The following is a 23,290-nucleotide window of genomic DNA, read 5'->3' as shown; positions in this document are numbered from 1 at the left end:
ATGTCCGGTCCGGTCCGGCGGCTCCGACGTCCCCGGCAGAAGGCACCGGAGCGGTGCCCGCCGAGAGGAGAGAACCGTGAAGTACATGATCATGATGTTCGGGTCGCAGAAGGACCTCGTCGACATCGCCGGCGCCTGGAGCGCCGACGAGGTCAAGGCCCTGCACGAGTTCATGGGCAAGTGGAACAACGACCTGGTCGAATCGGGCGAGTTCGTCGACGCGCAGGGCCTCTCCCAGCCGGCGCACGCCCGCCGCGTCTCCCTGCGCGACGGCTCCCTTGTGGTGACGGACGGACCGTACGCCGAGACGCAGGAGGTCCTGGTCGGATACACGACCGTCGACTGCGCGAGCTACGACCGCGCGACCGAGATCGCGGCCCAGCTGGCGGCCACCCCGCATCCGGAAGGCAGCGACCTCGGCCGCGACTGGTACGTCGACATCCGGCCGTGCGCCGACAACTTCGAAGAACTGGAGCTCTAGGTGCCGGACAGCGGCGTCGAAGACCTGCTGCGCGAGCTGTCGCCGCAGGTCCTCGGCGCCGTCGTCCGCCGCTACGGTCACTTCGACCTGGCGGAGGACGCGACGCAGGAGGCGCTGCTCGCGGCCGCGACGCAGTGGCCCGGCGAAGGGCGGCCGGAAAATCCGCGCGCGTGGCTCATCACCGTCGCCTCGCGGCGGCTGACCGACCTACTCCGCGCCGAGCAGGCGCGGCGCCGTCGCGAGGACAACGTCGTCCAGCGGACCTTGCCGGAAGAACACCTCGCCCCCGCCGCGGACCGGCGTACCGCCGACTCCGACGACACACTCGTCCTGCTCTTCCTGTGCTGCCACCCGTCCCTGTCGCCGTCGTCGCAGATCGCGCTGACCCTGCGGGCGGTCGGCGGCCTCACCACGGCGGAGATAGCCCGCGCGTTCCTGGTCCCCGAAGCGACGATGACCCGGCGGATCAGCCGCGCGAAGGCCGGGATCAAGGCCAGCGGTGTCCCGTTCGGCATGCCGCCCGAAGCAGGGCGGCTCGACGCGGTGCTGCACGTGCTGTACCTGATCTTCACCGAGGGATACGCGAGCACGTCCGGCCCCGATCTGGTGCGGAGCGACCTGTCCACCGAAGCCATCCGGCTGACCAGGATCGTCCACCGGCTGCGGCCGGACGACAGCGAGGTCACCGGGTTGCTCGCGCTGATGCTGCTCACCGACGCGCGCCGTCCGGCGAGGACGGGGCCGGACGGCGCGCCGATCCCGATGTCCGAACAGGACCGGGGCCGGTGGAACACCGAGTACGTCACCGAGGGCATCGCGCTGCTGTCCGAAGCGCTGCCGCACGGGCCGACCGGGCAGTACCAGATCCAGGCGGCCATCGCCGCGCTGCACGACGAGGCGCCGAGCGCCGAGAAGACGGACTGGCCGCAGATCGAAGCGCTGTACGAACTTCTGCTGAGGCTCTCCGACAATCCGGTGGTGGCGCTGAACCACGCCGTCGCCGTCGGGATGGCCCGAGGCCCGGGAGAGGGCTTGGCCGCGTTGGAAAAGCTGGGCGACCGGATCTCCGGCGACCACCGGTTCCACGCCGCCCGCGCGCATCTGCTGGAGATGGCCGGCGACACCGCCGCGGCGGTCGAGTCCTATGTGGACGCAGCGAGACGCGCCACGGGCCTGCCGCACCAGCGCTATCTCCACGCCCGCGCGGAACGCCTGCGCTGACGCGATTCGTCACCTGCTCGCGGCGTCGTTCAGCGCAAGCAGGTGACGAATCGCGTGGGTCAGCAGCTGACCAGGAGCCCGGTGATCGCCGTGCAGGTCGACGAAGCGGTGTCGTTGGCCGGGTTCGGATCGGCGACGGAACTCTGCGTGATCTTCGCGGTCGTCTTGACCGGTCCGACGGTCAGCAGCCCGGTCGCCACCGAGAACTTGGCCGTGGCACTGGCTCCGGACGCGAGCGACGGGAAGTCGCAGTTGACGACCTTCGTGCCGCTCGGATTCGAGCAGGCCGAGGAGCCGGTGAAGCGCAACCCGTTACCGAGGGTCGACGCCACCCGGATCCCGGACGCCGCGGCCGGACCCGCGTTCGTGACCTTGACCGTGTAGTCGATCGACGACGTCAGGATCCCGCGCGGGGACGCGGTCAGCGTGACCCCGAGATCGGCGGCGCTCGGGGCGCCGGTGACGGTCAGCACGGGACCGCCGAGGATCTCGAAGCTGTAGTTGTCACCGACGAACTGGTGCTCCAGGGTGACGTTGCCCAGCGGGGCGTCGTCCTTGACCCGGAAGGTGAACACCACGGTCTTGCTCTGACCGGGGGTCACGGTGCCGACTCCGCCCCGGATGCTGCCGCCGAGCATGTCGCAGGCGAAAGCGCCGGGGCAGGACACCAGGTCGACGATGCCCGGCAGCGGGGATTCCTTGCCGTAGAGCGTCGCTTTGCCGCCTTCGATCGTCGACGTCGCGTCGGCGTTGTAGACGGTCTGCGTGACGGTGAATGTCTGTCCACGTTGGACAGTTGTCGGCGAGACCTCCACCGCGCTGGTCGGCGGCGCGGCGAGGGCGGAGGCGGGCACCACGAGCATCATCGTGGCCACGGCGGCCGCCAAGGACAGAAGTGAGGCTCTTCGAAGCTTCATTGGTTCTCACTGTTCCGGTCGGGGGCGTCGCGCCGATCGGTGCGGACAACGATCAGTCGCCCGGGAACGGAGGTTCGTTACCGGTGCTCCACCGGCGAGCCCGCCGCTCTCACCCACTCGGAGCAACCCGTTCGCCAACTAGCGAGCACCTTCCCCGCGGAGCGCGGGAAGCAGATTCGCCTCCTCGTAGGCGAAATGCTCTTCGAGTCCGTTCACCACGCGCTCGAATTCCTCGCGTAGCGCGGCGCGTTCGATCGTCCCCTCGTCCTGCAGCAGCCGATCGAGATCGTGCAGCGCGCGGGACACGGTCTCGTGCTCACGGCGCAGCCGCTTCAGCGCAGGCGCGAGCCCGGGATGGGCCTTCTCGATCGCGGTGAACGCGCCGTCCTCCCGGAGGTGATGCATGCGCAGGTCGTTGCAGAACGTCACGCAATGGCCGAGTAGTTCGCGCCGCAGCCGTGGCCGGTTCGCGGCCGGCGCGCCGTCGAGTTCGGCCCGCGCGGCCGCCAGTGTCTTGCGGAGCTCCTCGTGGTGGACGAGCAGCTGATCGGCGATCGCCCGGCCGCGGGCGGCGTCGACCTCCAAGAGATGCAACGTGAAGCCCGGCTCCCCGCCTTCGAACGGCACGGCACGCGCGGCGTGCGGTACGCCATCGATCTCGAGAGTCGCTTGTGGACTGACCAGAAGGTCGCGATACCAAGGTGAATCAAGGTCGGGCGCGAACGCCAGGTACCGGCTTCCGGCCGGGCGACAGTCGACACGAGTGGTGCGGGGACGCCCCGTTTCGGCGTCCGCGGTGGTCATCAGCACCGGCACTCCCCAGGTAACATCATCAGGAAAGCTATTTTGCTTTGCAAGCAAAGCTTCTTTGCTTGCAAAGGTATCCAGGAGGGTGTCCGGTGTCAACCGAGGAGACGGAGGTCGACGACGCCGTGCGGGCTTTGCTGCTGCTCATGCCGCGGATGGTCGGCCGCGCGAAGCGGATCAAGGTCCCCGACGAACTCCAATCGTTGTCGCTGGCTCCGCGTCACCTGTCGCTGTTGTCGTATCTGCTCTTCGACGGGCCCATGACGGTGAACGAACTGGCCGAACGGCTGGAGGTCGCTCCGACCACGGTGAGCCTGATGGTCGGCGAACTGACCAGGAAGGACGTGCTCGACCGGCGCGAGGACGAGACGGACCGGCGGCGGCGGATCGTCGCCATCGCCGAGGGGATACGGCCCGCGATCGACGGCTGGCTCGCACAGGGCGCCCGCGCCTGGCAGAAGGCACTCACGCCGTTGACCCCGGCAGAACGGCGCATGTTCATCGATACCCTGCGCGCGTACGAAGACGGACTGACCGACTAGGAGGAGCGGTGCGTTACCTGCTCATGCTCTGCGGGACCGACGGCGATCCGGCGGTGAACACCGACATCACCGAACCCTGCCGCGCCTGGGGCGAAGAGATGACGCGGCGCGGCCTGCGCGTCGACGGAATGGGCCTGCACCCGCCGTCGTCGGCGACGACCGTCCGCGTCCGCGACGGCGAGGCGCTGCTCACGGACGGTCCGTTCGCCGAGACGAAGGAACAGATCGGCGGCATCAACATCCTCGAATGCGACAGCCGCGAACAAGCCGTCGAGGCGGCGAAGACCCACCCGTGGGCCGCGATCGGCACGATCGAGGTTCGCGAACTGCTTTAGGTGATCCGGACGGTGACCTGGTTGTCGGCGTAGGTGTAGGCCACGTATTCGAATGCGACGCCGGTGCGTTCGACGTACTCCAGCCACGCCTGGTGCTCGTGCCGCTGCCAGCCGGGGTAATTGAAGAACTCGTCGAAATGCACGATGCTGCCGGATCGCAGACGCGGTCCCACCAGATCGAGCACGGTTTTCGCGGAGCTGTACAGATCGCCGTCCACGTGAAGGAAATCGACGACGCCTTCGTGCCGGTCGAGAAAACCGGGAAGCGTGTCCGCGAAAAGACCGACGACGAGTTCGGCGCCGGGGACGTCGGGCAGGTCGTCGCGCGCGAACGAACCGGCGGGCATCCCGTTGAGCCAGTTCTCCGGCAGGCCTTGGAACCAGTCGAATCCGTAGGTCTCGACACCGCCCCGGGCCTTGGCGATCGCCCGCAGCGTGTTCCCGCTCGCGACCCCGAATTCGAGGGCCATACCACCTGACGGGGCAAGGGAGAGCGCGTACGCGAGAGTCTCTTGTGGACGCGCGAAATGTTTGGTCCCGGTCAGATGCTCACGGGCGAACCGATTGCTGTCCCTGGCCGCGTCCTGGTCGCCGGCGTAGATGATGTCGCGACGGCTCCGGATTTCGAACTCGATGATCCGATCGAAACAGCGATCCCCCTGCCGGACGATCTCCGCGCGCAGTTCCGCGGCGACCCGGTCCAGTTCCTCGGTATAAGGATCATGGAATCGGCGGGCGAGCCGGTGCAGGCCCCGGCCGAGCGTGCCGCGAGCCGACCGGCCCAGGGTTTTCAGGGCTGAATGGGGTACCAGGTGACGCATCCCGGGACGATACACCAGCACCATTCGGGTGAACGGGTCCAGAAGGCCGCGGAGCCGGTTTCGTTGCGGTAACCGAGGGGTCCGCTCCTAGCATCGCGATCACCGCCGGTACTCGGGTACCGGCACGGAAAAATGGGGAGCACGATGAGCAGGATCGTCATCTTCGGGGCGGGCGGACGCGGCGGGCGCCGTGCCGTCGCCGAAGCAGTGCGCCGCGGGCACCAGGTCACCGCCGCCGTGCGGGATCCCGGCAGGCACAAGGATCTCGCCGGGGCCGACGTCACCTTGATCGCCGCCGACGTCACCGTCGCGGACGACGTCGCGAAGGCCGCCGCCGGGCACGACGCCGCGATCAGTTCCATCTACCGCGCGGATCTCCCGTCACGCGAGTACTATCCGGCCGCCGCGCACGCGCTGATCGACGGCCTCGGCCGGGCCGGTGTCGCGAGACTGGTCGTCGTCGGCGTCGGGTCGGCACTGGAGATCGCGCCGGGCGTCGCCTTCCACGACCAGCCGGGCTGGCCGCCCGAACACCGCGAGTTCTCGCTCGGGCACACGGCGGAGCTGGAGGTCTTCCGTGCGTCCGGAGACGGGCTCGACTGGGTGGTCGTCGCGCCGCCGCCGGTGATGCTCGACGAGCGCGCCGAGCGCACGGGCGAGTACCGCAGCGGGGACCACCGGGTGCTGCCGCGCGCGGCGGACGCGGGGCCGTTCTCCTACGCGGACCTCGCGGTCGCGCTGGTCGACGAGATCGAGCGGCCGAAGCATTCACGGGTGCTGGTCGCGATCGACCACTAAGGCCGCCGCGGGCTGCCAGCGGTCACACAAGTACGTGAAGGCCCCCTTCATTGCGCTAGGCGCAGTGAAGGGGGCCTTCACGTACTTGTGGCCGATGTCGGGCTTCTAGCGCTCCGGCGCGTCGCCGCCGTTCTGCTCGGCCAGGAACCGCTCGAACTCGTTGCCCAGTTCCTCGGCCGTCGGCATGTGCTCGACCGACTCCGCGAGCAGGCTTTCCTTGCCGGAAGCCTCCATGAACGTGTCGTACTGCTGCTCCAGCGCGCGCACGACCTCGGCGACCTTCTCCGATCCGGCGACCTGGCGGGCGATCTCCGCCTCGGCCTCGTGCGACGCCTTCCGCAGTTCCCCGTCCGGCAGGTTCAGCCCGGTCGCCGCGGCGACGGCGCCGAGCAGGTTCAGCGCGGCGCTCGGGTACGTCGATTCCTCCAGGTAATGCGGCACGTGCGCCGCGAACCCCGACGCGTCGTGTCCCCACTCGCCGAACCGGAACTCCAGCAGCCCGGCGATACTGCCCGGCACCTGCATCCGGTTGGGCAGCGGACGGTGTTCGCCGACGAGTTCGTTCCGCGTCGCGTGCGCGGTCACGCCGAGCGGGCGCGTATGCGGCGCGCCCATCGGGATGCCGTGGAAACCGGTGGTGAGCCGGACGTCCCAGCGTTCGACCAGCCCGCGCACCGCCGCGCAGAACCGCTCCCAGTCGTGGTCCGGTTCCGGCCCGGTGAGCAGCAGGAACGGCACGCCGTCGGCGTCGTGCAGCAGGCGGACGACCAGTTCGGGGGCGTCGTAGGCGTCCCAGTGGTCGATCGAGTAGGTCATCGCCGGGCGCCGCGACCGGTAGTCGATGAGGCGGTCCACGTCGAACCGCGCGATCACCCGGTGTTCGGAGGAGTTCAGGAGCTGCTCGACGACGAGCCTGCCCGCCGAACCCGCGTCCATGAAGCCGTCGAAGTAGTGCAGGAGCACGGCCCCGCCGAGGCCAGGGACGTCCGAGTCCACCTCGTACAGGTCTTCCGGGTCCAGCGCCACCAGATCCTCCAGGTTTCGTGGGTACGACCGTCCACAGGATGCCAACGCCCCGATAGGGGGTATCCATTCCGCCGACGGTGGCTTGGATCCTATCGGTCCGTGACAGTCGTCGTGGGCGGTCCACTCCGGGGTGGTGCAGGGTGGAGGGGTGACAGAAGAGACGCTCGGCCTGCGCCCGCCCGCCAATCGGGTGAGCAGGCGCGCCATCGGATACTGGACGGTGTGGGCCGCGGTCGGCTGGGTGATCCTCATCGCCGCGCAAGCGGTGTTCGTCCTCACGAGCGACGACGCGCCGACGTGGCTCACGGTGACCTTGACGATCTCCTGCGTGATCGCGCCGCTGCATCTGCTGGTCATGCCGCAGTGGCGCTACCGGATCCACCGCTGGGAGGTCACCGGCGAGGCCGTGTACACCCAGGAAGGCTGGCTCAGCCAGGACTGGCGGATCGCGCCGATCTCGCGGATCCAGACCGTCGACATCGAACGCGACCCGGTCGAGCAGTTGTTCCGGCTGGCGAAGATCACCGTGACGACGGCGTCCGCCGCGGGCCCGGTCAAGATCGCCGGTCTCGACCACGCCGAAGCGCTGAAGCTGGCCGCGGAACTCACGAAGACCACGCAGGCCACTCCCGGTGACGCGACATGAGCACCGAGGCACCACCGGACGCCGCCGTCGGTCAGTGGCGCCGGCTCGATCGACGGATGCTGCTGATCCGGCCGGTGCTCGACGTCGTCAAATCGCTCCCGGTGCTGATCGGGACGGTGATCCTCGGCCGGGGCAACGGCTGGGAGTGGTTCGGGCTCGGCGTCACCGCGCTGACCGTGCTCGTCGGTGTCTCGCATGTGCTCACCTCCCGGTACCGCATCGCGGACGGACAGGTGGAATGGACCACGGGCCTGTTGCTGCGCAAACATCGCGCGATCCCGCTGGACCGGGTGCGCACGGTCGACGTCACCTCGGAACCCAAGCACCGTTTGTTCTCCCTCAGCGCCGTGCGCATCGGCACCGGACGGCATTCACCCGCCCAGGGCGCGAACGGCGACCAGCTGGTGCTCGACGCCGTCAGCCGGGCCGAGGCCCACCGCTTGCGCACGGTTCTCTTGCACCGCAAGGAGATTTCCACCGAGGCCGAGACGGCGCCACCGCCGGAGCAGGTCGTGGCGGTCGTCGACCGCAAGTGGGTGCGGTACGCGCCGTTCACACTGTCCGGGCTCGCCGTGGTGGGCGCGATCTTCGCCGCGGTCTGGCATTTCGCGCACCAGCTGGACATCGCCCCGGAGAACGTCGGCCCGCTGCGGGATCTCCTGGACGATCTGGCGAACACGGCGGTGTGGCTGATCGTGGTCGTCGCGGCGGTCGCCCTGCTCGTGGTCGTCTCCCTGCTTTCCGTCGGCGGCTACGTGCTGTCGTTCTGGAACTTCAAGCTCACCCGGGAGACGGAGGGCACCCTGCACGTCCGGCGCGGGCTGATCACCACGCGTTCGGTGTCCATCGAAGAGGAACGGCTTCGCGGCGTCGAAGTGAAGGAGCCGCTACCGCTGCGGATGGCGGGCGGGGCGCGGCTCACCGCGATCGTCGGCGGGCTGCGCGAGGGCAAGGGCGGGGACAAGGGCGGCGGGCTCCTGCTGCCGCCCGCGCCCGTCGGCCGCGTCCACGAGGTCGCGGCCGAAGTGCTGCGCGAGAACTTCGACCCGGCCACCGTCCCGCTGAACCGGCATCCCCGGCGGGCACTGACCAGGCGGCTGACCCGCGCGGTGGGCGGCGTGCTGATCCTGGCCGCCGCCCTGTTCGGCCTGGCGTGGATCGAGTTCCTGCCGTCGTGGCTGTGGCAGGTCGCGCTCGGTCTTGTCCCGCTCGCCGCGCTGGTGGGCTGGGACCGCTACCGCAACCTCGGCCACGCGATCGTCGGGCGGTACCTGGTCAGCCGGTCGGGTTCGCTGGCGCGGGCGACGGTGGCGATCCGGCGCGAGGGCCTCACCGGTGTCGTCGTCAGCCGCTCGTTCTTCCAGCGCCGCGCCGGATTGATCACCGTGACGGCCCCGATCGCGGCGGGCAAGGGCGGCTATCAGGTGGTCGACGTCGGCGAATCGGCCGGGCTGGCGATGGCGGAGCAGGCGGCGCCCGGTCTGCTCACGCCCTTCCTTCGCCGGGAGGTTCAGCGGTAGCCGGTGACGTCCGCCGGCAGGCCGGGGTCCTGGACCTCGACGAGATAGCGCCAGCAATCGGGACGGCTGCCGTCGAGGTCGGTGAATCCGTATTCCTTCGCCAATTCGCCGCTGGACACCGATTTCCCGTTCCAGCGGGCGACTTCCGCGTCACCGGCCAGCGCGGCGACCGCCCTTCCGACGAACGCCGGGCTTTCAGAAATGGCGAAATGCGGCTGCACCTTCGTCGCGTCGCGCCAATTCTCTTCGGTCACCCGATAAGCGTCGAGCATCGCTTCGGACCGCAACCAGCCCGGCGTGACGGACACCGCGGTACCGCCATGCGGTTCCAATTCGTGCCCGAGGGCGAACGCCATCCGGTTCACCGCGGTCTTGGCCAGATCATAGAAGAACGAGACCCGGTAGTTCTCGGAGTTGTACTCGGCGGTGCCGTCGTTGACCTCGACGACCAGCGCGCCGGGTCTCCTGATCATGAGCGGGAGCGCGAAATGGCTGGTGATCGCATGGGTGTCGACGGCGAGCCGCAACGTCCGCAGCCCGACGTCCAAAGTGGACTCCCAGACCGTCTTCTCCCACTCGATGGGCGCGCCGTAGATGTCGTTGACCAGCACGTCCAACGCCCCCTGTTCGGCGTCGATCCGCTCGACCAGTTCGCGGACCTGGTCCGCCTCCAAATGGTCCACACCGATCGCGATCCCGCGCCCGCCGGCTTCGTCGACGAGCGCCGCCGTCTCCTCGATCGTCTCCGGGCGATTCATTTCCGACCGCCGGGAACCGGTACTGCGGCCGGTCACGTAAACGGTCGCGCCGGCGGCACCCAGCTGGACCGCTATTCCCCGCCCGGCCCCGCGGGTCGCCCCGGCGACCAATGCGATCTTGCCCGCCAATGGCTTTTCCATGGGCCGAACCTAGCAAGAAGTCCGCTTGTTCATGGACCAAAGACCCTGGTCCGCAATTCACACAATGTGCTAGTTTCTTGACTCTTCGTGATTCTCCGGCGAGAGGTCGAGATGACGCCTGCCGCACGATCCCTGGACACCGCCCCACCGAAACGGACCCCCGGGGCCAGCAGCTCGCGCAAAGTACTGCAACTGCTGCTCTCCTTTTCCGAACGCCGCTGGGACGCGAGCGTCGCCGAACTCGCGGCGAGGATCGGCACCCCGGTGGCCACGACCTATCGCTATGTCGCGCTGCTGAAGGAACTCCAGCTCCTGGAGGAGGGCAGGACGGGGCGCTACCACGTGACGAGCCAGGTGATGCCGCTCGCACGGGCCGCGCAACTGGCCAACGATCTCGCCAGGCTGGCCCGTCCGGCGATGGAGGAGGCGGCCCGCGACCTCGGTGAGACGGTGCTGCTGTTCCAGCATTTCGGCGATTCCGCGGTCTGCGCGGACCGCGTCGAATGCGAACGCGCGATGCGTTTCACCTTCCAGCCGGGGCATTCCGTCCCGCTCGGCACCGGCGCGTCGGGCAAGATGCTGCTCGCCATGCTGCCGGAGGGCGAACGCGAACGGCGCCTTTCGTCGATCGTCCAGCGCCGCGGCCCGAGCGTGCGGGAAGAGGTCAAACGCGCCGGCGCGAACCGGTTCGCGGTCAGCTGGGGCGAACTGGACGACGGCGTCTGGTCGTGTTCCGTCCCGATCCCGAACACCGGGCACCGGCCCGCGGTGCTGACCCTGGCCGCCCCCGCGACCCGGATCGGCGACGACGCGAAACGGGCGGCCATCGTCGCGCTCCAGTCCTACGCGAGCAGGATCCACCGCGCCGTTTCGTCGTTCGCCCTCTGAACCCCGGCCCCCGCGCGTGTCGTCCATCTGATCACGCGAGCCGTCCATCCAGTCACGGGAACCGGCCGTAATTCGCGCACTCCCCGCGCCGCGGCGGGGTAGAACTCGATCCGTGATCCGACTCGCCACTCCCGAAGACCTTCCCGTGCTCCAGGACATCGAACGGGCCGCGGGCGAACCGTTCCGCGCGCTCGGCATGGCCGCGATCGCCGACGACGACCCGCCGTCGATCGCGGACCTCACCGCGTTCCAGCGCGAGGGCCGGGCCTGGGTGTGGGACGCGGGCGACGGGCCGGTGGCGTACCTGCTCGCCGAGGTCGTCGACGGTCACGGCCACATCGAGCAGGTGTCCGTCCGTCCGGATCACGCGCGCCGTGGCCTCGGGCGGCGGCTGATCGAGCACGCCGCGGAGTGGGCTTCACGCGAAGGACTCGCCGGACTGACGCTGACGACGTACGCCGAGGTGCCGTGGAACGCGCCGTACTACGCCCGGCTCGGCTTCGCGACGCTCGACGAGGCGAGCCTCACAACGGGCCTGCGAGCCATCCGAGACCACGAAATCGCCCGCGGCCTGGACGCGTGGCCACGGGTGACCATGCGTCGATGACCCGCCCGGGGGGTTGGGTTGGCGACCGGCGTCGAACATGTGTTCTACTGTCGGCGCCGGCCCCGGAGGGGGAAGCTCCGCGGGCCGGCACCGGACTTCAGGGAGGCACGGATGGCGGTCAAGATCACCCATCTCACCAACGGGCAGCAAGTGCGCTTCGCCAACGCGGACGGCGCCCGGCGCTACGCCGAGATCATCGGCGGCGGGGTCGACAAATGGCGGTTCACCGTGGTCAGCGGGCATGACCGCCCGGAATTGTCGGGGCGGGTCGTTAATGTGCCGGTATGGCGTATGACTTCCAGGTGACCGTCGACTCCGCTCATCCGCACGACCTCGCGGGCTGGTGGGCGGAGATGCTCGGATGGCGGGTCGAGGAGAGCAACGAGGAGTTCATCCGCGAGATGATCGCCAAGGGGTACGCCTCCGAGGAAGCGACGACCACGCACAACGGTGTCCTGGTGTGGAAGGACGGTGCGGCGATCGTCCACCCGGAGACCGGGCAGCGGTTCCTCTTCCAGCTGGTACCCGAGGGAAAGACGGTCAAGAACCGGCTGCACCTCGACATCCGTGTGGGGGCGGGCAAGATCGAGGCCGAGCTCGAGCGGCTGACCGCGCGCGGTGCGACGTTCCTGCACCGCGGCAAGCAAGGGCCCGCGGAGTGGATCACCATCGCGGACCCGGAGGGCAACGAACTCTGCCTCACCTGAGGCGGGCCTGCGAGGGCCCGCCACTGGGGGTGTCATGAAGGGACCTGGTCCCGTCGGCTGTGCCCTTCATGACCGAGCGCGCGGCCCTCGTGCGCGTCAAGGCCTCGTGAGTGGTAAAGACGGTTAGAACCGTCTTTACCACTCACGAGGCCCGTCACTTTCGGTGCTCCGGGTTCCGCCAGATCCGGCTGCGCAGGTCGGCGCCGCGGATCACCTGGATCCGCCACGGCGTCAGGCGCAGCACATGCAGCCGCGGATCCGACGGGGCCTGCCAGAAATTGCCGAGAGGGTAGCCGGCGCCGCGCGGGCTGGTCTTGCGATACAGGTCCCACACATGCTCCTTGACCGAGGGCTCGTTGTCCCAGACGGCCACCGCGTCGACCGCCACCGAGTTGTTCCCCGGTGTCCAGTAAGAGAATGTGGTGTGCGGGTTGCCCTCGAGATGGGCCGCCTTCACCGGTGTCCGAAAGGTCGCCAGCCAGCCGAGCGGAAGACCGTCGACCTTCTCCCACACCGGGATGAGCACCCGGGTGCGCGGGCGGTTCTCGGCATCGACGGTCACCATCGTGGCGTAGTTGATGGCTCCGACGTAGCTGTCGAACTCGGCTTCCAGCTCACCGAAGTCCCGGGTCGTCGTGCTCATGCGGCACTCCGGAAGGATTCGACGGCGCGCGAGAGGCTGGCCGCGCCGTGTCCGGCCTCGATCTGCCGGTCGATCAGGTCCTTGATCGGGAGCAGGGTGTCCGCCGGAACGGCCAGCTCCCGGCTGGCCCGGATGATCGTGCTCAGCCCCGCCTGGTTCATGGCCAGGCTGGACTCGCCACCGGCGTATCCGCCGCGGTCGATCTCCTCGGCGAAGGTGGTCAACGCCGGGAACGAGTCCGCCAGCCAGGAAAGCAGCATCGGCGTCAGCTCGGTGGCGCGCACCCCGGCCGCCGACGCCATCGCCGTGGCGTGCAGGAAACCGCCGATCATGCCGTACATCCCGGCCAGGATGGCGACGTCGTAGCCCGACGCGAGACCGGCGTCGGCGCCGAGGAAAGTGCCTCTACCCAACAGATCCAGCTTCGCCTCCCAACGCCGGTGAACAGCCTGGTCACCGCTGTAGCTGATCGACGATCCGGCGGTGCCGATCGTCTGCGGCACCGCGTAGACGGCTCCGTGCAGGTACTGCGCGCCGCGTTCGGCCGCCCAGGTGGCCAGTTCCCGTGCGTCCTCCGGCCCGCCGGAAGTGACGTTGACCAGCGCGCGCCCGGCGACGGCATCGCCCGCCGTCGTCAGGACCTGCCGGGTGACGCCGGCATCGAGCAGCGCGACGAGCACGAGGTCGCTCGCCGCGATCGCCTCCGCGGCAGTCGTCGCCGTCGTCGCGCCGGCCGCGACGAGCGCGTCCGCCTTGGCGGCGTCGCGGTTCCATACGGTCGTGGAAATCCCTTGGCGCAAGAAGGTTTCAGCCAGCGCATGGCCCAGGTTGCCGAGGCCGATCACGGCCACTCGCTCAGGTGTCGTACTCATGTGACCAGCCTCGTGGCGGTCACTTCCCGCTGCCAGTGACACTGATGACCGGAAGCACCAAATTCGTGCCATAGGCTGTGGGCATGAGCGCTGGTTCGGTCGCCCTGGTCGTCCCCGAGGAGATCGGGATCGCCTTCTGGGATCTGTACGAGGTGAGCATCCCCGCCACCGTCTTCGGGATGCCCCAGCCCGATCTCGCCGATCCCTGGTACGACCTGCGGCTGTGCGGGACCGGTGACCGCGCCTCGGAAGCGACTCCCGGGTTCGCGCTGCGCACCCCGTACCGGCTCGACGACATCGTCGGCGCCGGGACGGTCATCGTGTCGTCGGTACCGGACGAGGTCCTCAGCGAGGGTGCGCCGGTCTCGCCCGAGCTGATCAGCGCGTTACGGCGCGCCCACGACGCGGGCGCGCGGATGGTCTCCCTGTGCTCCGGCGCCTTCGCGCTCGCCGAGGCCGGGCTGCTCGACGGCCGCCGGGCGACCTCGCACTGGATGCACACCGCACAGCTGGCCGAGCGGTTCCCTGAGATCGAGGTCGACGACTCCGTGCTCTACGTGGACGACGGTGACGTGCTCACCAGCGCCGGGATGACCGCCGGCCTCGACCTGTGCCTGCATCTGGTCCGGCGCGACCTCGGGGCGCATGTGGCCAACCAGCTGGCCCGCCGGATGGTCGTGCCCGCGCACCGGCCGGGCGGACAGGCCCAGTTCATCGATCTTTCCGTTCCCGCCACCGACGATCAGGGGCTGGCGCCGGTACTCGACTGGGCGAGGGCACATCTCGACCGGCCGTTGACGATCGAAGACCTCGCCCGGCGCGCCATGATGAGCCGCCGGACCTTCTACCGGCGCCTCCAGCAGGCGACCGGCACGACACCGCTCCAGTGGCTGCTGACCCAGCGGCTTTCCCGGGCACAGAGCCTGCTGGAATCGACCGCCCTCCCGGTGGAGAGGGTCGCGGAGCTCAGCGGTCTCGGCACCGCGAACAACCTGCGCCACCACTTCCTCAAACAGGTCGGTGTCTCACCGGGCGCCTACCGGAACGCCTTTCCACGGCAGCCGCAGGTGACCGCCGCCGCGGGATGACGGCGGCTAGGGGAGCTTGTCCAGCGCACGCGGCAAAGCCGTCGCGAGCAGCTCGAGCTCGGTTTCACCGGCGATCAACGGCGGTGACACCGCGATCCCCTTGGCCAGGTTCCGTACGAGGACGCCCTCGTCCCGCGCCAGCCGCTGCAGCCGGTTCGCCGCGCCGGGGTTCGCCTCGACGACTTCGGCCTTCAGCTCGACCGCGCCGAGGAAGCCCAGCCCGGCCCGGACCTCCGCCACCAACGGATGCGAAGCGAGCCCGGAAAGCGCGTCCGCCAGCGGCTTCTCCAGTTCCCGCCCGCGCGGGATGAGCCCGTCGCGCTCGTAGATGTCCAGCGTCGCGTTCCCCGCGGCGCACGCGACCGGATGCCCGGCGTAGGTCGCGCCGTGCCGCAGCACCGGCGCACCCGGCGCGCCGGTGAAGAACGGCTCGGCCACCCTCGGCGCGACGATCAGCGCGCCGAGCGGGATCGTACCGCCGGTGATGCCTTTCGCGGTCGTGATCATGTCCGGTTTCACGGCCCACCGATCGATCCCGAACCAGGTACCCAGCCGCCCGAACGCGGCGATCACACAGTCCGCGACGAACAGCACGTGGTGCTCGCGGCAGATCTCGGCGACCCGCTCGATGTATCCGTCCAGGGGAAGCAGCACGCCGCCCGCGCCGATCACCGGTTCGCAGAAGAACGCCGCGACCCGCTCCGGGCCGACCCGCAGGATCTCCGCTTCGAGCGCTTCGGCACTGTCGTAGGGCACGTGCGAGATGTCGCCCGGCAGCGGCCCGAAACCCGCCGCGTTGGCCGCGATACCGCCGACGGCCGTGCCGAAACCGTGGGTGCCGTGGTAGCCCTGCACCCGGCCGATGACGTGCACCTTCTCCGGGCGCCCGGTGTGCGCGAAATACGAACGGGCGATCTTGACCGCGGTGTCGACGACGTCACCGCCGCCCGAACCGAAGAACACCTTCGAACCCGGTTCGGGGGCCAGCGCGGAGACCCGCTCGGCGAGCTTCAGCGCGGGCTCGTTGGCGTTGTAGCCGAACAGGTTGTACGAATCGAGCGTCCGCAACTGGTCCGCGACGGCCTGCGCGATCTCCTCGCGCCCGTGCCCGAAGTTCGCGTACCAGAGCGATGCCGTCGCGTCGAAGTACCGCCTGCCCTCGTCGTCCCAGACGTAGGAACCCTCGCCGCTGGTGATGACGAGCCGGTCGCCGTCGACCGCTCCCATGTCCGCGAAGGGGTGCCACAGCGGATTGCGCGCGGACGCCGACGAAACCATGATCTTCCTCCTCGTGCTCGTGCCCCCATCCTCACCCGGATCCGGCCGGAACGCGAACACTCCATCGTGCACAGTTCGCGCTTCGGATCTGTCCGGTCTGTCGGCCCCGTCGCCGTTCGTGTCGCGAAAGCCACTTTCGGGACATCACACGTCTCGAAAGTGGCTTTCGCGACACGCGCCCGGACCACCTGGGCAGACCGCTGACGTTGCGAAAGCCACTTTCGCAACCTTCAACGTTGCGAAAGTGGCTTTCGCATCACGCCCGAAGCGCCTCACGACTCCCGACGGTCGTAAGCCGCCAGAAGCTGCTTCTCCGCATCCCGCAGGTACTTCTCCAGCGCCGTCTCAGCGGGCCCGAACCGCTCTCGCTCCAGATCCCGCAGGATCCGCTCGTGCCGTTCCAAGAACGGCTCGAAGAACGCGCGGGTGTTCTCCGCCAGCACGAAGAAGAGCCGCGTCTCCGCCAGCACCTGGCGCATCGTCGTGCTGACCCGCTCGCTCCCCGCCAGGTCGCCCACCGCCTGGTGGAACGCGATGCTCGCGGTCCCGACGGCTTGCCAGTCGCCTTCGTCGGCCGCGGCACGGCCGTCCCGCACCGCGTCCGAGATCGCCGAAAGGTCCACAGTGGAGAGTTCGGCCGCGCGGCGCAGCGCACCGCATTCGGTGACCCGCCTCATCACGTAGAGATCCGAGATGTCCTGCGCCGTCAGCTCCCGCACGAACACGCCGCGGTTGAGTTCGTGCACCGCGAGCCGTTCGTGCGCCAGAAGTTGGAAGGACTCGCGCAGGGTGTTGCGCGAGACGCCCAGCGCGGCGCTGATCGACGGTTCCGAAAGCCTCGACCCCGGCGGGAAGACGCCTTCGGTGATGCGCTGGCGCAGGATCTCGGCGACCCGTTCCGCCGTTCCGCTCCGTTCGAGCAAGGGTCTGTCGCTGGCCAGTGTCTCCTCTGCGGCAGATGTGGACATGGCGCTACCTGACACCGAGTTCGAAGTCGAGACTGTACCGGTTGCCCGGCATGGCGCCGGCCGCCTTGGCGCCGTCGATCGGGAGGGCGACCCCGTTGACGAACCGGGATTCGTCACTGGCCAGGAAGACCACCGCTTTCGCGACCTCCCACGCCTCGCCGACCCGCGCCGCCGGTGTGCTCGCGGTCAGCTGGTGTTGCTTGGCTTCGAAGTCATCCGGAGAGGCGAGTGTGCCGCGCAGCATGTCCGTGTCGATCGCGCCCGGGTTGACCGTGTTCGCCCGGATGCCCTGATGCGCGTGCGCGACGGCGATCGACTTCGTCAGGCCGACCAGCGCGTGCTTGGTGGCGTTGTACACCGGGTCGCCGGGGCGGCCCATCACCCCGCCGTTGGACGACGTCGTGACGATGCTGCCCGCCTTGTTCGCGATCATGTGCGGCAGCACCGCCCGCGTACCGAGGAAGGCCGCGCGCACATTCAGCGCGAAGATGTTGTCGAACTCCGCAAGCGTGGTGTCCACCAGCGGTTTCCCGAGGTGGATGCCGACGTTGTTGAACAGCACGTCGATCCGGCCGGTCTCGGCGGCCACACCGCGCACGAACGCGTCGACCTGTCCTTCGTCGGTGGCGTCCACAAGGGAGTGACGGGCACCTTCGACGGCTTCCGCGGGTTCACGGATGTCACTGGAGAACACGGTCGCGCCCTCGGCGACGAACTCCTTCACGGTGGCGAGGCCGATACCCCTCGCGCCGCCGAAGACCACCGCGACCTTGCCGGCCAGCCGACCCATGCTCATCTCTTCCCTCTCGACGAAACCGCTGTGTAGTCCTCCGGAAGGCGCACCAGCGCCCCGGGTTCTCCGTGATAGGTGACTTCGACGCCGTACAGTTCGCGCGCCGCTTCCACCGAGACGTAGCCGTCGACGACGTCGGCGAGCACGGCGTCCGGATCGCGCTCATGGGGGTCGCCGTAACCTCCGCCGCCCGGGAGGATCACGTTCACCACGTCGTCCGGCCGCAGGTTCACCCGGCTCTTCGGCGGCAAGGGACCGCGGGCCGACTCGAACCGGCCGACCGCGCCGTCGTGTCCCGAGTCCACACCGGACGCCGGTCGGTGTACCCGGTCGACGTTCCCGTTGACACTCCACGAGATCTCGCCGCGAGCGGCCATGGTGGTGCGCTGGCCGAGGCCGCCGCGCCACCGCCCGGCGCCGCCGGAATCCGTGCGCAGCACACGTTCACGCTGGATCACCGGCGCCATGGTCTCGATGACCTCGGTCGGCGTGGACCGCAGGCCGCTCGGGAACCCGGTGGTGTTCAGTCCGTCCTTTGTGGACCTCGCGCCGATCCCGCCGGTCTGGAAGACGTTGAGCATGAATTCCCGGCCCTCGGCGTCGGTGCCGCGCCAGATCGTCATCCACAACGCGTCCGCGCTGTGCGCCAAGGCGTTGCCGGGCAGGGCTTCGTGCAGGGCGGTGATCAGCAGTGAAGGCAGGAAGTGCCCGATCAGGTGCCGCGACGCGACCGGCGCGGGCGGCCTGCAGTTGAGCACCGAGCCTTCCGGCGCGGTGACGTGCACCGGCCTGAACGAACCCGCGTTGTGCGGCACCTCCGGCGAAATGGCGGCCTTGACCGCGAACGACGCGTACGCCCTGGTGTAGTTCAGGACGACGTTGATCCCGCGGCGGCTCTGCGGCGACGAACCGGCGAAATCGAGGTGGATGTCCTCGCCTTCGATGGTCACGGCGACCTTGAGGACGACCTCTTCGTCGTCGAATCCGTCGGTCACCAGCTCGCTGGTGTATCGGCCGTCCGGCAGTTTCGCCAGCGCGTCGCGCAGCGCCCGCTCGGAGCGGTTCATGATCTCCGCGGCGACGTCGTCGAGCGAATCGAGGCCGAACTCCTCCAGCAGCCGCACCAGGCCGGCGGCTCCGACCTCGTTCCCGGTGACCTGCGCGTACAGGTCTCCGATGGTCTCCTCCGGGGTCCGGACGTTCGCGCGGATCAGCAGTTCGAGGTCCGCGTTGACCTCGCCCGCGCGGAGGAACTTCATGATCGGCAGGCGCAGGCCCTCCTCGAAGACCTCACTGGCCTCGGCGGAGACCAGGCGCCCGCCGATGTCCGGGGCGTGGCAGCAGGAGGCGAACCACGCGACCAGCCGTCCCCGCAGGAACACCGGCGTCGCGACGGTGATGTCGTTGATCTGCCCGGCCGTCTGCCAGGGGTCGTTGGTGAGCAGGACGTCGCCGGGTTCCAGCGCCTCCGGCGGGTACGCGGCGACGAAATGGTGCATCCCGGTGGCCATCGCGTTGATGTGGCCGGGCGTCCCGCCGACGGACTGGCCGATCATCTCACCGCGGGAGTCGAACACCGCGCAGGCGAGGTCGAGCGATTCCCGCACCACGGACGAGAACGCCGTGTTGACGAGCGCGTTCTGCTGTTCGGCCAGGATGGAGTGCAGCCGGTTTCCCAGCACCCCCACCAGGATCGGGTCGACGCTCATACCGTCACCACCAGGCCGGCGTCTTCGCGGACGACACAGCGCGCCCCCGGTGGAACGACCACAGTGGACTCCCGCTCCTCCACGATGGCCGGACCCTCGACGCGATCACCCGGCTTGAGCCGGTACCTGTCGAACACCGCCGTGTCGGCAAAGCCACCTTCGGCGGGGAAGTACGCGGGACGGCTCCCTTTGCGCGCGTCGCCCTCGGCCTCGGTGCCCGCGAGTTTCAGCGTGACCTCGGGCGCCGGGCCGCTGGAGACGACACGCCAGTTCAGCACCTCGATCGCGACATCCGGCCCGGTCCGCCGATACAGCGTCCGATAGGTCTCGGTGAACGCGTCGATCAGCGAACCCGGCCAGTCCCCGCCCTCGACCGGCACCCGGATCTCGTAGCCCTGCCCGGCGTACCGCATCTCGGCGATCCGGCGGTGCGTCACCGCCGCACCGTCCACGCCGGACTTCTCCAGCAGTTCCGCGCCCTCGGCCTCCATCTCTCCGAACAGGGCGCCGACCTGGTCCTGGGAAAGGTCGAGCACCGCGGAGCGCGCCGAACGCACGAAGTCGAAAGCCAGTGGCGCGGTGAGGAATCCCGCCGCGCTGAGCACCCCGGCGGCCGGCGGCGCGACCACCTCGGGCGCGCCGAGCGCCCGCGCCACCCCGACGCCGTGCACCGGACCGGCGCCGCCGAAAGTGAACATCGGCAGCTTCGCCGGATCTTTGCCCCGCTCGACGGCGTGGACCCGGGCGGCGTTGGCCATGTCCTCGTTGACACTGGTGTGGATGCCCCAAGCGGCCTCTTCGACGCTGACGCCGAGCGGCCCGGCGATCTTCGAGCGGATCGCCTCGCGCGCGCCGTCGAGATCCAGAGTCATTCCGCCCCCGAGGAAATACCCCGGATCCAGATAGCCGAGCACGAGGTCGGCGTCCGTCACGGTCGGCTCGGTGCCACCTCGGCCGTAACAGACCGGGCCGGGCTCGGACCCCGCCGAATCCGGACCGACGGTGAGCAGCCCGAGCGCGTCGATCCGCGCGATCGAACCGCCGCCGACGCCGATCTCGATCATGTCCGTGACCGGTACCTTGACCGGCAGCCCGGATCCCGGCAGCAGCCGGTACTTCCGGTCCACTTCGAACTCGTGCGTCACCAGCGGCGCGCCATCGGAGATCAGGCACAATTTCGCCGTCGTGCCGCCCATGTCGAAGGCCAGCAGATCGTCGATCCCCGCCGCGGACCCGATCGCGGACGCGGCCAGCGCCCCGCCGGCCGGCCCGGATTCGAGGATGCGGATCGGGTAGCGCGCGGCGGTGTCGACGGTCGCGATCCCGCCGTTGGACAGCATGATGTGCGGTGACGGCCGCACCCCGGCCTCGTGCAGGCGTCTTTCCAGGTCACGCAGGTAACGTTCGGTGAGGTCCTGGACGTAGACGCAGCCGACCGTGGTCGACATGCGTTCGAACTCGCGGATCTCGGGGACGACCTCGCTGGAGAGCGCGACCCGCAACCGGGGCGCGACCTCCCGCAGCACCTCGGCCGCCCGCCTTTCGTGCGCGGGATTCGTGAAGGCGTGCAGGAAACAGATCGCCACCGCGTCGATCCCCCGGGCGTCGAGCTCCCGGCCGAGCCGCGCGACGTACTCCTCGTCCAGTCCTGTGTGGACGGTACCGTCGGCGAGGATCCGTTCAGGGACGTCGAACCGCAGGTGCCGTGGCACCAGTGGCGCCGGCAATTCGATGAGCAGATCGTACAGTTCGTACCGGTGCTCGCGCCGCATCTCCAGCACGTCGCGGAAACCGGCCGTCGCCAGCAGGGCGGTGCGTGCTCCCTTGCGTTCGATCAGCGCGTTCGTGACCAGTGTCGTACCGTGCACGAACTGCTCGACGTCGCCCACGTCCAGCCCGGCGTCCGCGAGTGTCCTCTGGAGGCCTTCTTCGACCGCCCGGGCGGGTTCGTCGTGCGTGGTCAGCACCTTGCCGACCGCCACGATACCGGTCTCGTCGAGTACGCAGAGATCGGTGAACGTGCCGCCGATGTCCACGCCGACCCGGAGCCCGGTCACGGGGATTCCTTGCGGTACCAGCGCGGCGAGGTGTTGAGCGGCGGAGCCATCTTCGCGCGCACGACCAGCACGTTGGGCTCGTCGGACTCGACGAATTCGCCGAGCAGCCGCCGGAACGCGCGCCCGAATCCGGAAACACGGTCCGCGTGTACGCCGAAAGCCCTCGCCAGGCCGACGAAATCAGGACTGTCCCAGTCCACCCCCCGGCGTGGCAGCCCCGCGCGATCCTGGTCGTAGCGGAGCATCCCGTAGCCGCCGTCGTCGACGAGGATCACCGTGACCGGCAGCTGTTCCTGCGCGAGCGTGTGCAGATCGCCGCAGCCGAACAGGAAACCGCCGTCACCGCTGACGCAGATCGCGCGGCCGACGCCCGCGGCGCTCGCGCCGAGCGCGGCGGGGAAACCGTAGCCGAGGGTGCCCCAGCCCATCGGGTACGCGAGCTTGCGGGGCGCGCGGACGCGATGGAACCCGCCGATCCAGTACCCGGCCACGCACATGTCCGCGACCACGACCGCGTCCTGCGGCAGCACCTCGTCCAAAGTGGACAGCAGATCCGCCGCCTGCGGTTCCTCCTCCTTGATCCGCCGCCGGACCCGGGCGGAGACCTTGGCGAGCCTGCCGACGAGTGCCGCGATACCCGCCCGTTCCTCGACTTTCAGCGCCTCGACGAGCACCCGGGCGTCGCCGACCAGGGTGATGTCCGGCGGGTAGTTCTTGGCCGCGTCGTCCGGGTCGACGTTGATCGCGATGAGCTTCTTCGGCTGCGGCATCAGCCAGTTCTGGGTCATCAGCCCGTCGAAGTCGGTGCCGATCGCGAGGACGACGTCGGCCTCGTCCCACAGCGCGCCGACCTCGGGCGCGTGCACCGGATTCGGGGCGAGACAGGGATGATCGACCGGCAGGAGCCCGCGAGCGCCGAACGTGGTGAGCACCGGCGCGGCCAGCCGTTCGGCGAGCTTCCCGATCGCCTCACCCGCCTCGGCGCGCAGCGCGCCACCGCCCGCCCAGATCAGCGGCCGGTCGGCGGTGGCCAGGAGCGCCTCGGCCTCGGTGAGGTCCGGGATCTCGGACGGCCGGGCGTGCGACCGCGGCGGGCGGCGCGCGGGTGTCCGCTCCGACAGGAAGTCGGCGGGGATGCCGAGGTACACCGGCCCGCTCTGCGGCTGGAGCGCGAGCCGGGCCGCGCGGTGGAGGGTGGCGGCGACCTGGTCGGCGCTCGTGACGGTGAAGCCTGCCTTGGTGACCGGCGCGAACATCGCCTGCTGGTCCGACGTCTCGTGCAGCACGCCGCGGACCACGCCCGGCCGCCGCAGCGTGGACGGGATGTCGGTGGCGATGATCAGCACCGGCGCCGCCGACGCCATGGCCTCGCCGACGGCGGCGAGCGTGTTCGCCGCTCCGGGCCCCGTGGTCACCAGCGCGACGCCGAGCTTCCCCGTCGCGCGGGCGTACCCGTCGGCGGCGTACCCCGCCGTCTGCTCGTGCCGGACCCCGACGAGCCGGATGTCCGTATCGGCCAGCGCCTCCCATAACGGCAGGTTGTGCACCCCGGGGAGACCGAAGACGACTTCGGTCCCCAGAGCGGTCAGCGCGTCGGCGAGATGCTGGGCTCCGGTGGGTGCAGGCACCCCGCCGATAGTGCCAGATCGTTCAACGATCCAGCAACC

The 23,290-nt window shown here is 69.5% G+C and carries 25 protein-coding genes; 12 read left to right on the top strand and 13 right to left on the bottom strand.

The features are described 5' to 3' along the window. Window positions 1-85 precede the first annotated feature (85 nt). Both CVV72_RS36415 and CVV72_RS36410 read left to right on the top strand, forming a co-directional pair. Entirely contained in the window at window positions 86-481 is a 396-nt protein-coding gene (locus tag CVV72_RS36415; RefSeq protein WP_255632815.1) for a YciI family protein, read from the top strand. Next, a complete protein-coding gene (locus CVV72_RS36410) occupies window positions 482-1,702 on the top strand; it encodes an RNA polymerase sigma factor (protein ID WP_219148743.1) in 1,221 nt (406 codons plus the stop codon). It begins immediately after the preceding gene. A gap of 59 nt (window positions 1,703-1,761) precedes the next feature. Here the strand turns inward: CVV72_RS36410 and CVV72_RS36405 are convergent, their stop codons facing one another. Next, window positions 1,762-2,619 (bottom strand): DUF11 domain-containing protein, encoded by an 858-nt coding sequence (locus CVV72_RS36405; protein ID WP_219148741.1) that lies wholly within the window; start codon window positions 2,617-2,619, stop codon window positions 1,762-1,764. A 138-nt stretch (window positions 2,620-2,757) separates the two neighbouring features. Then, window positions 2,758-3,423 carry a hemerythrin domain-containing protein gene (locus tag CVV72_RS36400; protein WP_219154363.1) on the bottom strand — a complete coding sequence of 222 codons (666 nt, stop codon included), beginning with the start codon at window positions 3,421-3,423 and terminating at the stop codon, window positions 2,758-2,760. A gap of 95 nt (window positions 3,424-3,518) precedes the next feature. Here CVV72_RS36400 and CVV72_RS36395 point away from each other — a divergent pair, with 95 nt between their 5' ends. Both CVV72_RS36395 and CVV72_RS36390 read left to right on the top strand, forming a co-directional pair. Further along, window positions 3,519-3,968 (top strand): MarR family winged helix-turn-helix transcriptional regulator, encoded by a 450-nt coding sequence (locus CVV72_RS36395; protein WP_219148739.1) that lies wholly within the window; start codon window positions 3,519-3,521, stop codon window positions 3,966-3,968. Between the two features lie 8 nt (window positions 3,969-3,976). Continuing rightward, complete coding sequence (locus CVV72_RS36390) at window positions 3,977-4,303, top strand: YciI family protein (RefSeq protein ID WP_219148737.1); 327 nt, start codon at window positions 3,977-3,979, stop codon at window positions 4,301-4,303. Here the strand turns inward: CVV72_RS36390 and CVV72_RS36385 are convergent. Next, the gene (locus CVV72_RS36385; RefSeq protein ID WP_255632375.1) at window positions 4,300-5,124 is read right to left on the bottom strand and encodes a class I SAM-dependent methyltransferase; all 825 of its coding nucleotides are present in this window, start codon (window positions 5,122-5,124) and stop codon (window positions 4,300-4,302) included. The two genes, CVV72_RS36390 and CVV72_RS36385, sit on opposite strands and share 4 nt — an antisense overlap. A 144-nt stretch (window positions 5,125-5,268) precedes the next feature. On the opposite strand from CVV72_RS36385, the gene CVV72_RS36380 reads away from it, so the two are divergent. After that, on the top strand, window positions 5,269-5,922 hold the full coding sequence (locus tag CVV72_RS36380) for an NAD(P)-dependent oxidoreductase (RefSeq protein WP_219148735.1): 654 nt from the start codon (window positions 5,269-5,271) through the stop codon (window positions 5,920-5,922). A 105-nt stretch (window positions 5,923-6,027) separates the two neighbouring features. Here CVV72_RS36380 and CVV72_RS36375 read toward each other — a convergent pair whose 3' ends face one another. Then, entirely contained in the window at window positions 6,028-6,948 is a 921-nt protein-coding gene (locus CVV72_RS36375; protein ID WP_219148733.1) for a proteasome assembly chaperone family protein, read from the bottom strand. 148 nt (window positions 6,949-7,096) lie between these two features. Here CVV72_RS36375 and CVV72_RS36370 point away from each other — a divergent pair, with 148 nt between their 5' ends. Both CVV72_RS36370 and CVV72_RS36365 read left to right on the top strand, forming a co-directional pair. Beyond that, window positions 7,097-7,594 carry a PH domain-containing protein gene (locus CVV72_RS36370; RefSeq protein WP_219148731.1) on the top strand — a complete coding sequence of 166 codons (498 nt, stop codon included), beginning with the start codon at window positions 7,097-7,099 and terminating at the stop codon, window positions 7,592-7,594. Then, entirely contained in the window at window positions 7,591-9,114 is a 1,524-nt protein-coding gene (locus tag CVV72_RS36365; protein WP_219148730.1) for a PH domain-containing protein, read from the top strand. The genes CVV72_RS36370 and CVV72_RS36365 overlap by 4 nt, the downstream gene beginning before the upstream one ends. Here CVV72_RS36365 and CVV72_RS36360 read toward each other — a convergent pair. After that, complete coding sequence (locus CVV72_RS36360; RefSeq protein WP_219148728.1) at window positions 9,105-10,013, bottom strand: SDR family oxidoreductase; 909 nt, start codon at window positions 10,011-10,013, stop codon at window positions 9,105-9,107. The two genes, CVV72_RS36365 and CVV72_RS36360, sit on opposite strands and share 10 nt — an antisense overlap. 111 nt (window positions 10,014-10,124) lie before the next feature. Here CVV72_RS36360 and CVV72_RS36355 point away from each other — a divergent pair, with 111 nt between their 5' ends. The 4 genes from CVV72_RS36355 to CVV72_RS36340 all read left to right on the top strand — a co-directional run bounded on the left by CVV72_RS36355 (window position 10,125) and on the right by CVV72_RS36340 (window position 12,215). Continuing rightward, entirely contained in the window at window positions 10,125-10,901 is a 777-nt protein-coding gene (locus CVV72_RS36355) for an IclR family transcriptional regulator (protein WP_219148726.1), read from the top strand. Window positions 10,902-11,013: 112 nt separating this feature from the next. Then, the gene (locus tag CVV72_RS36350) at window positions 11,014-11,508 is read left to right on the top strand and encodes a GNAT family N-acetyltransferase (RefSeq protein ID WP_219148724.1); all 495 of its coding nucleotides are present in this window, start codon (window positions 11,014-11,016) and stop codon (window positions 11,506-11,508) included. A gap of 111 nt (window positions 11,509-11,619) precedes the next feature. Next, the gene (locus tag CVV72_RS36345) at window positions 11,620-11,814 is read left to right on the top strand and encodes a hypothetical protein (RefSeq protein ID WP_020631236.1); all 195 of its coding nucleotides are present in this window, start codon (window positions 11,620-11,622) and stop codon (window positions 11,812-11,814) included. After that, window positions 11,793-12,215, top strand: a complete 423-nt coding sequence (locus CVV72_RS36340) for a VOC family protein (protein WP_219148722.1) — start codon at window positions 11,793-11,795, stop codon at window positions 12,213-12,215. The genes CVV72_RS36345 and CVV72_RS36340 overlap by 22 nt, the downstream gene beginning before the upstream one ends. A gap of 154 nt (window positions 12,216-12,369) precedes the next feature. Here CVV72_RS36340 and CVV72_RS36335 read toward each other — a convergent pair whose 3' ends face one another. Then, complete coding sequence (locus tag CVV72_RS36335; RefSeq protein ID WP_219148720.1) at window positions 12,370-12,858, bottom strand: pyridoxamine 5'-phosphate oxidase family protein; 489 nt, start codon at window positions 12,856-12,858, stop codon at window positions 12,370-12,372. After that, window positions 12,855-13,730: an NAD(P)-dependent oxidoreductase gene (locus CVV72_RS36330; RefSeq protein WP_219148718.1), complete on the bottom strand. Its 876-nt coding sequence runs from the start codon at window positions 13,728-13,730 to the stop codon at window positions 12,855-12,857. The genes CVV72_RS36335 and CVV72_RS36330 overlap by 4 nt, the downstream gene beginning before the upstream one ends. Before the next feature lie 83 nt (window positions 13,731-13,813). On the opposite strand from CVV72_RS36330, the gene CVV72_RS36325 reads away from it, so the two are divergent. Beyond that, window positions 13,814-14,818 carry a GlxA family transcriptional regulator gene (locus CVV72_RS36325; protein ID WP_219148716.1) on the top strand — a complete coding sequence of 335 codons (1,005 nt, stop codon included), beginning with the start codon at window positions 13,814-13,816 and terminating at the stop codon, window positions 14,816-14,818. A 6-nt stretch (window positions 14,819-14,824) separates the two neighbouring features. Here CVV72_RS36325 and CVV72_RS36320 read toward each other — a convergent pair whose 3' ends face one another. The 6 genes from CVV72_RS36320 to CVV72_RS36295 form a co-directional block, all read right to left on the bottom strand. Next, window positions 14,825-16,096: an aspartate aminotransferase family protein gene (locus tag CVV72_RS36320; RefSeq protein ID WP_219148714.1), complete on the bottom strand. Its 1,272-nt coding sequence runs from the start codon at window positions 16,094-16,096 to the stop codon at window positions 14,825-14,827. Between the two features lie 272 nt (window positions 16,097-16,368). Next, window positions 16,369-17,064: a GntR family transcriptional regulator gene (locus CVV72_RS36315; RefSeq protein WP_219148711.1), complete on the bottom strand. Its 696-nt coding sequence runs from the start codon at window positions 17,062-17,064 to the stop codon at window positions 16,369-16,371. A gap of 4 nt (window positions 17,065-17,068) precedes the next feature. After that, a complete protein-coding gene (locus tag CVV72_RS36310) occupies window positions 17,069-17,854 on the bottom strand; it encodes an SDR family NAD(P)-dependent oxidoreductase (RefSeq protein ID WP_219148709.1) in 786 nt (261 codons plus the stop codon). A 2-nt stretch (window positions 17,855-17,856) separates the two neighbouring features. Beyond that, on the bottom strand, window positions 17,857-19,566 hold the full coding sequence (locus tag CVV72_RS36305) for a hydantoinase B/oxoprolinase family protein (protein ID WP_219148707.1): 1,710 nt from the start codon (window positions 19,564-19,566) through the stop codon (window positions 17,857-17,859). Further along, window positions 19,563-21,623 carry a hydantoinase/oxoprolinase family protein gene (locus tag CVV72_RS36300; RefSeq protein WP_219148705.1) on the bottom strand — a complete coding sequence of 687 codons (2,061 nt, stop codon included), beginning with the start codon at window positions 21,621-21,623 and terminating at the stop codon, window positions 19,563-19,565. Before CVV72_RS36300 ends, CVV72_RS36305 begins: the two co-directional genes overlap by 4 nt. Continuing rightward, window positions 21,620-23,251 (bottom strand): thiamine pyrophosphate-binding protein, encoded by a 1,632-nt coding sequence (locus tag CVV72_RS36295; RefSeq protein WP_219148703.1) that lies wholly within the window; start codon window positions 23,249-23,251, stop codon window positions 21,620-21,622. Before CVV72_RS36295 ends, CVV72_RS36300 begins: the two co-directional genes overlap by 4 nt. Window positions 23,252-23,290 lie beyond the last annotated feature (39 nt).

The sequence above is a fragment of the Amycolatopsis sp. TNS106 genome (assembly GCF_019330265.1).
Classification (GTDB): domain Bacteria; phylum Actinomycetota; class Actinomycetes; order Mycobacteriales; family Pseudonocardiaceae; genus Amycolatopsis; species Amycolatopsis lurida.
Note: the sequence above shows the minus strand (reverse complement) of the source record. Positions and strands in the feature narration are given on the sequence as shown.

Bases quoted from the DNA above. Each gene is read 5' to 3' on its own strand.
- CVV72_RS36415 (WP_255632815.1), top strand. From the start codon at position 86: ATGATCATGATGTTCGGGTCGCAGAAGGACCTCGTCGACATCGCCGGC.
- CVV72_RS36405 (WP_219148741.1), bottom strand. From the start codon at position 2,619: ATGAAGCTTCGAAGAGCCTCACTTCTGTCCTTGGCGGCCGCCGTGGCC.
- CVV72_RS36400 (WP_219154363.1), bottom strand. From the start codon at position 3,423: ATGACCACCGCGGACGCCGAAACGGGGCGTCCCCGCACCACTCGTGTC.
- CVV72_RS36385 (WP_255632375.1), bottom strand. From the start codon at position 5,124: ATGCGTCACCTGGTACCCCATTCAGCCCTGAAAACCCTGGGCCGGTCG.
- CVV72_RS36380 (WP_219148735.1), top strand. From the start codon at position 5,269: ATGAGCAGGATCGTCATCTTCGGGGCGGGCGGACGCGGCGGGCGCCGT.
- CVV72_RS36365 (WP_219148730.1), top strand. From the start codon at position 7,591: ATGAGCACCGAGGCACCACCGGACGCCGCCGTCGGTCAGTGGCGCCGG.
- CVV72_RS36360 (WP_219148728.1), bottom strand. From the start codon at position 10,013: ATGGAAAAGCCATTGGCGGGCAAGATCGCATTGGTCGCCGGGGCGACC.
- CVV72_RS36355 (WP_219148726.1), top strand. From the start codon at position 10,125: ATGACGCCTGCCGCACGATCCCTGGACACCGCCCCACCGAAACGGACC.
- CVV72_RS36345 (WP_020631236.1), top strand. From the start codon at position 11,620: ATGGCGGTCAAGATCACCCATCTCACCAACGGGCAGCAAGTGCGCTTC.
- CVV72_RS36340 (WP_219148722.1), top strand. From the start codon at position 11,793: ATGGCGTATGACTTCCAGGTGACCGTCGACTCCGCTCATCCGCACGAC.
- CVV72_RS36335 (WP_219148720.1), bottom strand. From the start codon at position 12,858: ATGAGCACGACGACCCGGGACTTCGGTGAGCTGGAAGCCGAGTTCGAC.
- CVV72_RS36330 (WP_219148718.1), bottom strand. From the start codon at position 13,730: ATGAGTACGACACCTGAGCGAGTGGCCGTGATCGGCCTCGGCAACCTG.
- CVV72_RS36325 (WP_219148716.1), top strand. From the start codon at position 13,814: ATGAGCGCTGGTTCGGTCGCCCTGGTCGTCCCCGAGGAGATCGGGATC.
- CVV72_RS36320 (WP_219148714.1), bottom strand. From the start codon at position 16,096: ATGGTTTCGTCGGCGTCCGCGCGCAATCCGCTGTGGCACCCCTTCGCG.
- CVV72_RS36315 (WP_219148711.1), bottom strand. From the start codon at position 17,064: ATGTCCACATCTGCCGCAGAGGAGACACTGGCCAGCGACAGACCCTTG.
- CVV72_RS36310 (WP_219148709.1), bottom strand. From the start codon at position 17,854: ATGGGTCGGCTGGCCGGCAAGGTCGCGGTGGTCTTCGGCGGCGCGAGG.
- CVV72_RS36305 (WP_219148707.1), bottom strand. From the start codon at position 19,566: ATGAGCGTCGACCCGATCCTGGTGGGGGTGCTGGGAAACCGGCTGCAC.